This is a genomic window from Pantoea vagans (assembly GCF_001506165.1).
Taxonomy (GTDB): Bacteria; Pseudomonadota; Gammaproteobacteria; order Enterobacterales; family Enterobacteriaceae; genus Pantoea; species Pantoea vagans_C.
The window spans coordinates 3369849-3382087 of the sequence record NZ_CP011427.1 but is presented as its reverse complement, the minus strand read 5'-3'; the positions used below and the strand labels follow the sequence as shown (position 1 = coordinate 3382087).

The following is a 12239-nucleotide window of genomic DNA, read 5'->3' as shown; positions in this document are numbered from 1 at the left end:
TAGTTTAACTATAGGGGTGGCTACAATATTAAAGTCAATCTCTTTATCAATTAATGGTTGTTTTTAATGATATAAATTTATTTTCATTGGATTGCTATATTTTTAATGTATAAGATGCGATTTATTAATTTTACTTTAAAGAGTTAACCTGCCAAATCACTATCGTGAAGGGGCTGTCATGAGAAAAGAAAAACCAATCGACCCAAAGCAATTACTCCAGAAGGCGCGGGAAGCAGAATACCATAAATTATTTATCGAAAATGAGCTTAGAAATAATGAGCCGGGTAAAACGCATAATGACCTGATAGAGGCGCAGACACGACTGGAGTCAGCGCTGGCTGCGCTGGAAGCTCTTCCCCCGCCGCCAGTACTGCCACCCCGCGGCCAGCTGGAAAAAATAACTGGCCGACTGGAGGAATTCAGTCGCATACGCTGTAAGGCAGATTTCATGCCTGATTTCTATATCAGCCACCCCTATCACCAGATGTCTTCCGGTGAAAAAGCGGGAATGGGTGCAGCGGCGATTGCTTTCGACAGCCCTGCGCTGGCCGGATTGGCTCTAAAAGAAGAGCTGCCGATGAGCAGTGACGCGGACTATATTAAGGGCATGATCAACGGTAAACCTTTTGCAGGTTGGGTCGGACTCACTTATCTTAAGGTCGGTGATGAGGTCGAATTGGCGGCAGAATGGCAGGATGACCATTATCAGGTTTATGCGATTGCTTTACCTGCGGAGCGAGTGGTTTCAGTCTGTCCTAGAGCTGATCATGGCCGGTATATTCAAGCTAAATTAAAAATAAAACACACAGTTTGGTTTGTGCTTTTGATGCTAATAATAATTCATGGAATACAAATATCTATGATAAAAGGTTCTGTTTCTGATTTTATGTATGAAAGCATTATTTACAACAAGCATAGTTTCTATGTTCTTACGTTAACTATAGTTTTGGTCGGAGGTTCGGTTATCGGGCTTCTTTTTTATAGTATTTATCTTGGTTATGCTAAAATAGCCTGTGCTTTTGCTGAAAATATATTTCATGCATATGAGTGGAAGAAACCAAAAAACATTAGCCTGGGAGCTATAACCTCCAAGAAAGAAAAAGAGCTTAAGCGTAATGGAGGATGGTATTCGCCAGGAGATAAAAGTAATCCACCAAGGCCAACTACAACATGGGTGGGTTTTATGGAATTTTGGTACTATTATTAAAAAATGCTTTGATGTTTAGGATTGAGGAGTAAGTACAATACAGAGTTCAACCCATATCATTAGTTGTGGGGTCTTAATAGTAATTATGGATTCGTTCTCGTTGGGTTATTTTAAAGTTTCAGATTTGATAGGTGTGAATTATTAATTTTTTGTGAGGTTTTTTACCTGCCAAATCACTATCGTGAAGGGGCTAACGTGAGAAAAGAAAAGCAATTGATCCAAAGCAATTACTCCAGAAGGCGCGAGAAGCAGAATGCAATAAATCATTTATTGATTGGTCAAATCGTTCATTTGGTATATAAAAATTTCATGATGCATCTGCCATAGTAAAAGTGAAGTCAGAAACAGGAGATAAAGATACAAATGATCCATTCTTCTTATGGTGCAATAAGCATTTTAAAAGATAATATACACATTTAACTTTGAGTATTAATTTTCCGGCTCTACAATAATGTCAAAGAGATTTGCATTGAAAAATAATTTTGAATATTAGTTAATATTGCTACCATCCTAAAAATAATTAGTGGGTAGTATTTTCCTTCCCTATATGACAGGCAGGTAAATATGATGAAAAAAAGTCTTTATTGCAGTTTGTTATTGTTAGAGGTATTTCTGATTAGTAGTCCGGCCTGTGCTCAAAGTGATAAGGAGATATATGAGGCTTATGATAGCTGCCAGGTTGATGTGCAAGCATGTCAGCAAGCTGCTGAACATGGTGATGCACAAGCTCAATATAATTTAGGAAAGATGTATTATACAGGTGAGGGGCTTCCCCGAACTTTCAGAAGGCAAAGACACTATGGGAAGAATCGTCTAAAAAAGGTAATGCTCAGTCTTTAAATGGATTAGGTTTGTTATATTATTCAGGGGAAGGAATTCAGGGAAGAAATGTTAAATTAGCTAAACAATTACTTCATAAGGCAGCGCAGTTAGGTGAATTTAAGGCTGTGTTAAATATAAAGGTTATGCTCGAAAATAATTTTGCTGAATATGATGATCTCAAAAGTGCAGGTGAAGAATTTAGACATTTCCATGAGACAAATAAAATTAAATTAGAGAGTCTTTCCAATAATGGAAATGCCGATGCATCCTATAAACTAGCTTTGATGTATGGTGGTGACGATAAAATTCAAAAATACGATCAAAAAAAATACATATACTATCTGAAAAAGGCTGCTAAAGAAGGTAATGCAGATGCACAGTATGAAATAGGATATATCTATCTTCGAGGAACTAATAGTGTAAAAGTTGAACGTGATAAGGCGTTTAAATATCTAATTGAGTCTGATAAACAGGGCAATTCCAACGCGTCATACGCTCTTTTTGAATATTATCAATATCAGCATGAACCCGACTCCCTTCGTTCATCTGAATATTTAGAAAAAGCAGCAGAACGTCACAATCTACAAGCTGTACACAAGATGGCTTATTTTTATTATCATGGTCGCGATTCATATAACAGTAATGAATCTTTTCCTAAGATTGATTTTAAAAAATCATTTCATTACTATCAAGTTCTTTCAACCACACTAACTAATAGCGGTATGTATGATCTTGGCAAAGATTATCAACTGGATGCTATGTATCAGCTAGGTGTTATGTATGTAAATGGCCAGGGAGTAAATAAATCCATACAAAAGGCAATAGATATGTTTAAGACATCTTGTGATAAAGGTTATAAGAAGAGTTGTGATGAGTTGAGCCATTTGAATTAAAAGTAGAAAATGCTAATTGATAAAAGCAGCGCATTGCTACTTGTGTGCTGCTTCATTCCTTATCCCTTCGAACATCTAAATAGCTGCGCGGAATAGTAGATCACTTTGAGGGAACTCAGTCCGGATTGTGCGATCTGATCAATCGCCAAACCAACCCTGTCACCAACCGGACTGAGCGATGCCGATCATAGCACCAATCCCCCGCGACGAACGACGCCTGATGCAGAAAGCGATACATAAAACGCATGACAAGAACCACGCCCGCAGGTTGACCGCAATATTGATGCTGCATCGTGGTGACCGTGTCAACGACGTGGCCAAAACCCTCTGCTGCCCCCGTTCATCCATTGGGCGCTGGATTAACTGGTTTACGCTGTCGGGTATTGAAGAACTGAAATCCTTGCCTGCCGGGCGTTCACGTCGCTGGCCCTTTGAGCATATCTGCACGCTGTTGCGCGAACTGATAAAGCACTCTCCCGGCGATTTTGGTTATCAGCGTTCACGCTGGAGTACGGAATTGTTAGCTATAAAAATTAAAGACATAACCGGCTGCAGGTTGCATGCTGCCGGGCTTGTGTGGCGCAGAGCAGCGCCAACCTTGCGTATTCGTGACCCACATAAAGACGAAAAGATGGCGGCAATCCATAAAGCGCTGGACAAATGCAGTGCTGAACATCCGGTATTTTATGAGGATGAAGTTGATATCCATCTCAATCCCAAAATCGGCGCGGACTGGCAGCTTCGGGGGAAGCAAAAACGCGTCGTCACACCGGGACAGAATGAAAAATACTGTCTGGTCGGTGCGTTACACAGCGGCACGGGAAAAGTGAGCTACGTTGTCGGAAACATTAAAAGTTCGGTGTTGTTTATTAGCCTGCTGAAACACCTGAAAGCCACGTACCGACGGGCAAAAACGATAACACTCATCGTGGACAATTACATCATCCATAAAAGCAGGAAAACGCAGCGTTGGCTAAAGGAGAATCCGAAGTTCAGAGTGATTTATCAGCCAGTTTACTCACCATGGGTGAACCACGTTGAACGCTTATGGCAGGCGCTTCATGACACAATAACGCGCAATCACCAGTGCCATTCAATGTGGCAGTTGCTGAAAAAGGTACGGCACTTTATGGAAACTGCCAGCCCCTTCCCCGGTGGGAAACATGGTCTGGCAAAAGTGTAGCGGTATTAGGCGCAGCTATTTAGCCTTTAAAACCACGATGCTAATGCAACATAGTATGAAGACGAAAGATTTATTAATACATGTTGAGTCAATTTAAACTGTGGGGAAAGAAAATGACAATCCATTTTATCGCAAGTGTGAAACGTCATTTACTATGCCTGGCATGATGATTACATCTAAACAAATTTACGAAATTGATAAGAACAATGACGGCGACCTTATCATTAAATACACCATGTAACCGTTAGGGAAAACACCATGACACAATCAACTTTAGAAAAAACGTATTACTCCTGCTCTGATAAAATACGGCTGCCCCCTTTAGATGAAATGAGATCGGCGATTGCCCATTTTTATCAAAACCAGGGAGGCAAATCGAAATGGTTTAACTTTATTGGTTTAGGAGATACGGTTGAGTTTCGCTTTATAAAGAAAATGTTTTATGTAAGCGATTTTATGTGGCCTTCAGTTATTGGCTTCTGTGGCATTCTTGTTTCCATTTTTAATCTTCTTAACAATGGCGTGAGAGGACTCACTATTGGACACTTTCATAGCGATCTGGTATTGATTCTTGTGTTGTCATTATGCTTGTTTTTAAGCGCCTATCCTTTTATGGCTAAAAACTTCGACTGCAACATGCAGGAACGTCCACCGGCTACTTCATATTTTATTCGCCTGTTGAAACTATCAGCCATTTTTGTCATAAGCTCGCTGCTGTTTGTGTCTGCGTTTTATTATCTGGAGCTGATTAGTATTACCTTTTATTAAACTGGTAGACGCGTCAGGAAATTTACTATGCTTAATGACATGACCTGTAGTGGCGAATTAATTACGAGTGAAAACCTTGCTCGGCTTAAAGCGAGAAGTCTTAGGAAACATGAAAAATGTTGGCTGCTTATCGATCCTACTTTACGTACTTTGCATGAAGACAGCGACTTGTGGCCTATTGTCGATGAATTGAACTGCCACAGAATTCTTTTCCCCCATCCAGATCTTGATGGGGTGATGGAGCTATGGTTAGTGGCGATCACGCCCGACAATGATGTGCTGTTAAATGAGAGTATGTTGGCCGCGATGAATGAATTGAAGCCTAAAAAACTGACGCAGGGTCGAGGGCGCACCATTTGCGGGTGGCTGATATCATCCGCATCGATAGATTATCTAAAACGACATATATCGGAGACCTCGATACAGCCTGTCTTAGATTTGGGAACGTATATGCTGCGTTTTTACGACCCTACTGTTATTGCGATGACCTCAAAGCATTTAGATGATTGGCAGCGGAATAGACTATTTGGTGCAGTAAACGACTGGTTTTTCCTCGATGGAGACGGAAAAGTTATGTGCCAGCAAGGCTATTATCGCGGAGAAGAGCAGTTGGATTTCTCGCTATCTATCTCTGGAACGACATGGGAGAAGATAAAGCGTGCAGGCGTATTAAATATTTGCTTAAACACTTATCGCAAAACCTCTCGTAATGAAGTACTTGTCAGTGAAAAAAACGCCAGACTATGGTTAGAGGCTGCAATGGACGACCTTTCTCATACGTCAGTGTGGTCTCGGCCTGAAGTATATTTGCCCCTAAGTATCGCAATTTTGACCCAACATCCTTCTGTTTATCTACATGAAGATATAGCTGTTATGATCGCCAGAACGGAAAGATCAATCGATAAAAATTATCAGCCGATGGCCGATTTCCTGCAGAATATAGATTGGACGAGAATTGTTGAAGATTGTCAAAAGCAATTTCCACAACACCCATGCTAATATTTTCTATATATTTTACATGTAAAATGGAGGTGGGTGAATGTCCTGGCCCATACAAAAGGTCATACCGCCAGCGGACCCGAAGAAAATTGTCCGGCAGCGATGGATTCGCGCCATAACGCTCGTAGGTGTGTCATTTTTTATAGCATTTTATTTCATCAATAACTTCCATCCTGAAACAAAATTATACCGATTATTGACAGCATCTTTTATTGGGGTGGTCATATTACTGATGATTGCTTGGTCACTACGATGTTACAAGTATGGTACTGATATTGATTACAATCATTACTACTTAGATCAAGCTGGCAAGGTTGAAAAGCATTGGAAAGCCTGGTGTAATGAAAGCCTAATAGTGATTGATGCTAAATTAATTACCCCACCCTCCGTAGATAAGAATGTCTTCATTGATAATGAAGACTTCATGGTCAGGAAAGAAAATGCAGCTTTGCTGAATTCAGCGCTATCCAACACTGTTTCTAATCAAAAAATTATGCAGGAGTTGCTATTCTCTTTACGCGGGCGTTTTCAGCAAATCGTGGCACTCACAGACTTTGATGTTTGCTTTGTTAGGGCGCCGGATCAAGCCAGTCAGGCCGATTTTATTGCGTGCTGGAAGGATATGGGCTTCTCGGTAGACTTAATATCGGCTTTCCATTTCATTCCTGTAGAGTATGAAGAAAAAATTGGATGTTGGCTCAAGGGAGCAACAAATAAAACCTATATTGTCATTGATGTTCATTTGAATGATCTTCCGGATGGAGACAGGGTCGAAACAGAGTATGGCGCGGCCTTGCTGCTTTCAAATAACCTGCAACTGGAAAAGATGAATAATAAGGCTCGCTTATTGAGACCCCAAATTAGCCAGCCATTAAATCTGTCTTTAGATGTTTCTGATATGCTTCATTACCAATCGTGCATGTCAGATTCGAAAAATATCTGGTGTTCTAATCTTTCCAGCGAACAACTTGCTGAGTTGACGATAACTGTAAATCAGCAATACAAAGTTCATGAATATGAATTCATTCCGCCAATTAGAGAGTTAAATTTATTTTTGGGGCCCATTAGGCGGAACAGTATTTGGTTGAACCTCGCTTTTGCATTGGCAGCAATAGACAAGCAGCATGAATCTCAATTGGTAGCCTGCGAAACCAATGGGCGAATTATTCTCAATGTGTTAGTTCCCTTCTCAAAAGTCATGGAGCAGGCTTGAAATGAAAGCGTTTAATTTTTGGCGAACAATTGGATTGTTTTTTTTCGTATTGTTCATAGGCATAGCCGCTGCTGCATTCAGCTATTTTTTTGCTGACGCATTAGGTTGGGGGGGAGCAAGACGCCAGTTTTACTTGTGGCTGATGGCCATGGGAGCGAGTTGTGCCATTCTTGCTGCGTTCAACGCGGCAATGAATGCGGGGCGTGGTGGTTTGAAATTTCGACAAGACCCTGCGGAACTGCCAGTACTCGATTCGACGCCATCAAGCATGACGGATTGGATCCAGGAGATGCGTGACCATCTCCGCTATCGTTATGGCCGCAGTTGGAGACAGAAGGTCCAATTCTTATATCTCTTAGGTGATGCTGCTGCAGTTGACAAGGTCGCGCCAGGTTTATCATTTAATCAGTGGCTTGAGGGAGATGGTGCAGTGCTCATTTGGAGTGGCTCCCTGAACACTACCGATGAAAATCAACAATTGAGTGCATTGAAGAAACTTCGCCGCCGCCCGCTGGACGCGATGATTTGGGTCAGTGATGGACAACAATTTCACCAGGCAACGCAAGTCGATGGGCTCGTCAGAAAAATCCATCAGCGCTATCACTCCATCGGCTGGCGGATACCGATTTATTTATGGGAAGTGCAGCACAGCGATTGGCAGCAACATGACCGAATGACTCAATCAGTTGGGTGTTTGTTAGCGGAGCACAGTGCTCCTGTAGATTTAGAGAAAGGCCTGGAGTCTTTGACGCCGATGTTGAGCAGGCAGGGTATGCAGCAATTGATGCTCAATCCACAACATGACTTCCTTCTGCGGTTGGCGCAAAAACTGGCAAACGGAGGAGGCACGCGCTTTAAACAAAGTTTGCAGCCGTTAATGAATGGACCACAGTCACTTCATCTGGCTGGATTGATGTTTAGTTTACCCACCGCCACGAATGGCGCCGCAGCCGCACCACATAGCTGGCTGGCAGACACGGGTTGGAAAAGTTTGCTGGAAGATTCCCGACATAAATGTGCGCATCGTCTAGGCTTGCCGTGGGAGAAAAGTGTGCAGTGGGGCATTTTGGGCTTGGCCGCCGCTTGGGCGTTAGGCAGCGTGACATCATTCACCAGTAATCGTGCACAGTTACAAAATAGCAGGGAGTTGGCGCAGGCTGCCGTTGAGGGCAATCAACCCCTTAACACCCACATTATTCGTCAACTGGCACTACAGCAGCAGATTGCCCGTTTGCAATATCAAGCCGCGCAGGGCGCACCCTGGTATCAACGCTTTGGCCTTGATAGCAGTCGCCAACAACTGGCCGCGCTCTGGCCATGGTATGCGCGCAGTAATAATGAGTTGATGCGCGATGCCACCGCATCTCATCTTGAGCAGCAACTCGCTGCGATGCCAAAAGTGGCTAGCCGCAGTGATTACAACCATCTCAAAGCGTTACTGATGATGGCGCATCCAGAAAAGAGTGATGCGGCATTTCTCAGCAAGACCTTATTGAGCAGTTGGCCTGAACGTGCAGAAGTTGGTGCAGGATTGTGGCGCAGCAGCGCACCGGCGTTGTACGGCTTCTATGCACAAAATCTGCCGCAACATCCGGCGTGGCGTATCACGCCAGATGCCAGTCAAATTAGCGCCGCGCGTCGTACCTTATTACGCACCACCGCAGCACGTAGTCTGGAAGACAAGCTGTATCAGCAGATGATGCATCAGCTCGTTCCAGCCTTTAGCGACATGACCCTGAACCAGATGGTAGGTGATACTGATGCCGCTTCACTGTTCACCACCGATGACGTCGTACCGGGGGTGTTTACGCGTCAGGCCTGGGATCAACAAGTGAAGGCTGCTATTGCCAAACGGGTCGATCAGCGTCGGGAAGCCTTCGATTGGGTGCTGAGTGATAACAGCGTAACAGCAGCGGATGATTTGTCGCCTCAGGCGCTACAAGCGAGACTCACTCAGCGCTACTTCACCGATTACGCGGATGCATGGCAGCATTTCCTCAACAGCCTGCGTTGGAACAGTGCGGAGAACCTCGCGGATGCCATTGATCAGATGACATTGATGACCGATGCGCGCCAGTCCCCACTGGTGGCATTGATGAGCACGATACAGTATCAGGCTCGAGCGGGTGAAGCGCTGGCTCCTGATGCTAAAACCCTGTTTAGCGCTGATGCCGCCGCAGGCAAAGCGCCCACCACGTTGCCAGAACCGCTGGCAGCGACGTTTGACCCGCTGCTTGCGCTCAGCAAGGGCGATGCGGGCGGGCAGGGCAACAATAACCTCAGCCTGCAAACCTTTATGACGCGAGTGAATCGTGTGCGTCTGAAACTGCAGCAGATCACCAACGCAGCCGATCCGCAGGCCATGGCGCAGTCACTTGCTCAAAGCGTGTTTCAGGGGAAATCGGGGGATTTGGCGGACACCCGTGATTACGGCAGTCTGATGTCAGCCAGCCTTGGTCAGGAGTGGAATGGCTTTGGTGACAATGTCTTTGTGCGTCCGCTGGAGCAGGCCTGGCAGCAGGTGCTGTCACCGACTTCGGAAAGTCTGAATAGCCAGTGGCAGCAATCGATTGTCAGCGAGTGGGAGAAGTCTTTTGCCGGGCGCTATCCATTTAATGCCACCCAAAGCGATGCCTCTATGCCGCTGTTGGCGAAATACCTGCGCAGCGACACCGGGCGTATCGATGCCTTTATCAAATCGAGGTTGAGCGGTGTGTTGCACAAAGAAGGCAATCAGTGGATGCCGGATGCCATCAACAGCCAGGGCATGCAAATTAACCCGGACTTCCTGAAAGCGGTCAACCAACTCAGTGCGCTTTCCGACATTCTGTTTGCCAGCGGTGATGCGGGAATGCGATTTGAGCTGATGGCACGCCCTTCACGCAATGTGGTGCAGACCGACATCACCATTGATGGACAAGACATCAAGTATTTTAACCAGATGGAGAGCTGGAGCGCGGTGAGCTGGCCGGGCAATGTCTTTAAGCCTGGCGTATTGCTGAACTGGTCGAGTGTCAACGCCGGAAGTCGCCAGTACGCCGATTATCAGGGAAGTTGGGGGCTGATTCGCTTGCTGGAGCGCGCCACGGTGAAGCAACTTGATAGCAGTCGCTATCAGTTGACCTTCGCCGCACAGGATGGCTTGCCGCTGAACTACATTCTTCGCACTGAAGCCGGCTCCGGCCCGTTAGCACTGCTGGCGCTGAAAGGATTCCGATTACCTCAGCAGATCTTTTTGTAATCCACCCTGAATAAGGAAATATTTGCTGTTTGGAGTGGAAATAAAATAGAGCGCAATGCAGAACATTTTTTTACATTGGAAGGGATTTGCGTTGAGAATGGTTTAGGGAATAGGATTATGTATTTTAAATTAAATGAAAAGGCGCGATATTTCGCCATTATATTTTTACCATTATTGTTAAGTTCCTGCGATGGTAAAAAAGATAAGGAATCCTTGCAGGCGCAGCATTACTTAATTGAGCGCTCGCAGGCTAATATGGTTAAGGTCAAAGGTGGAACGTTTGAAATGGGGGATTTTGGCCCATTAATTGATGAAAAATTGCCCATTTCACTCGGCGAAGATGATAAAGTGCTGCATAAAGTTACGCTCGATGATTTTAGCATCAGTAAATACAAAGTCACCTGGCAGGATTATGATGTCTATTTACGCGCGAAAAACCTGTCCAGGCCTGATTTGCCGCCTGGCAATGAAGACGACGGGGAGAAATTGCAGGCACCCGATATGCCTGCTGCTTTAAACTGGCAACAGGCTCAGGATTATTGTCACTGGTTAGGTGAAGTTTCTGGAAAAAAAGTAGGCTTACCCACTGAAGCACAATGGGAATATGCTGCCCGTGATGGTGGTAAATATGTAATTTATGCTACGGATAACGGGAAGTACGAAGAGGGAAGGAATGTTCCTTCAACCGAACAGCGTGAAGAAATGACGAGAATGATGTTCAATTATCCCGTAGGGAAATATCCACCTACGCCATTGGGTTTATATGATATGGCCGGGAACGGAGTAGACTGGATGCAGGATTGGTACGCAAAAGACTATTATTCCCACTCCGCTAAGAAAAACCCCACAGGCCCTGAAACGGGAACCAAAAAAGTCCTAAGAGGGTATGAGGGTGGCGGCGGTATTTTTTCTAATGCGACCGTATTTCGAAAATCAATTGATCCTGCTCTTGGCAACAGAAGCTGGTACTTACCCTTTTACAATGCACGCTGTGTAATGAATAACCAGTGATTTATTTGATTGGTATTTAATAACTGGAACTAAAGATGCTTAAATATTTAGCCATCATTTCACTGTTGCTGCTAAATGCCTGTGACGGGAACAAGGATGTTAAAACAGCTCACTTACAGCAGGATCTGGTAGATCGCTCGCTGGCTAATATGGTTAAGGTCAAAGGTGGAACGTTTAAAATGGGGGATTTTGGCCCATTAACTGATGAAAAATTGCCCATTTCACTTGGCGACGATGATAAAGTGCTGCATGAAGTTACGCTCGATGATTTTAACATCAGTAAATACAAAGTCACCTGGCAGGATTATGATGTCTATTTACACGCGAAAAACCTGTCAAGGCCCGATGTGCCGCCAGGCAATGAAGACGACAGGGAGAAGTTGCAGGCACCCGATATGCCTGCTGCTTTAAACTGGCAACAGGCTCAGGATTATTGCCACTGGTTAGGTGGAGTTTCTGGAAAAAAAATAGCCTTACCCACGGAAGCACAATGGGAATATGCTGCCCGTGATGGTGGTAAATATGTAATTTATGCTACGGATAACGGGAAGTATGAAGAGGGAAAGAATGTTCCTTCGACAGCACAACGTAAAGAAATGACATGGCAAATGTTCAATTATCCCGTAGGGAAATATCCACCTACGCCATTGGGCTTATATGATATGGCCGGGAACGGAGTAGACTGGATGCAGGATTGGTACGCAAAAGACTATTATTCACACTCCGCTAAAAAAAATCCTACCGACCCTGAAACGGGAACCAAAAAGGTCATAAGAGGTTATGAGGGTGGAGGCGGTGCTTTGAGCAATCAGACCGTATTTCGCAAATCAAATTACCCTACTCGTGGCAACAGAAGCTGGAATTTACCTTTTTACAATGCACGCTGTGTGATTAATAATTAG

Annotated in this window: 10 protein-coding genes; all 10 read left to right on the top strand. The window is 44.4% G+C overall.

Annotated features, from left to right (window positions below):
• The first annotated feature begins 178 nt into the window (after nt 1–178).
• Complete coding sequence (locus tag LK04_RS15745; protein ID WP_039329453.1) at nt 179–1207, top strand: putative type VI secretion system effector; 1029 nt, start codon at nt 179–181, stop codon at nt 1205–1207.
• Between the two features lie 564 nt (nt 1208–1771).
• Nucleotides 1772–2047: a sel1 repeat family protein gene (locus tag LK04_RS20695; protein WP_156138045.1), complete on the top strand. Its 276-nt coding sequence runs from the start codon at nt 1772–1774 to the stop codon at nt 2045–2047.
• A gap of 11 nt (nt 2048–2058) precedes the next feature.
• Nucleotides 2059–2922 carry a tetratricopeptide repeat protein gene (locus tag LK04_RS15740; RefSeq protein ID WP_039329452.1) on the top strand — a complete coding sequence of 288 codons (864 nt, stop codon included), beginning with the start codon at nt 2059–2061 and terminating at the stop codon, nt 2920–2922.
• A 178-nt stretch (nt 2923–3100) separates the two neighbouring features.
• Nucleotides 3101–4105, top strand: a complete 1005-nt coding sequence (locus tag LK04_RS15735) for an IS630 family transposase (RefSeq protein ID WP_039329450.1) — start codon at nt 3101–3103, stop codon at nt 4103–4105.
• A gap of 258 nt (nt 4106–4363) precedes the next feature.
• Nucleotides 4364–4873, top strand: a complete 510-nt coding sequence (locus tag LK04_RS15730; protein ID WP_059109811.1) for a hypothetical protein — start codon at nt 4364–4366, stop codon at nt 4871–4873.
• A gap of 27 nt (nt 4874–4900) precedes the next feature.
• Complete coding sequence (locus tag LK04_RS15725) at nt 4901–5872, top strand: DUF4123 domain-containing protein (RefSeq protein ID WP_039329446.1); 972 nt, start codon at nt 4901–4903, stop codon at nt 5870–5872.
• A gap of 40 nt (nt 5873–5912) precedes the next feature.
• Nucleotides 5913–7085: a hypothetical protein gene (locus tag LK04_RS15720; protein WP_039329443.1), complete on the top strand. Its 1173-nt coding sequence runs from the start codon at nt 5913–5915 to the stop codon at nt 7083–7085.
• Between the two features lie 430 nt (nt 7086–7515).
• Entirely contained in the window at nt 7516–10326 is a 2811-nt protein-coding gene (locus LK04_RS15715) for an ImcF-related family protein (protein WP_158649443.1), read from the top strand.
• 117 nt (nt 10327–10443) lie between these two features.
• A complete protein-coding gene (locus LK04_RS15710) occupies nt 10444–11337 on the top strand; it encodes a formylglycine-generating enzyme family protein (RefSeq protein WP_052205985.1) in 894 nt (297 codons plus the stop codon).
• Between the two features lie 35 nt (nt 11338–11372).
• Nucleotides 11373–12239 carry a formylglycine-generating enzyme family protein gene (locus tag LK04_RS15705; RefSeq protein WP_039329441.1) on the top strand — a complete coding sequence of 289 codons (867 nt, stop codon included), beginning with the start codon at nt 11373–11375 and terminating at the stop codon, nt 12237–12239.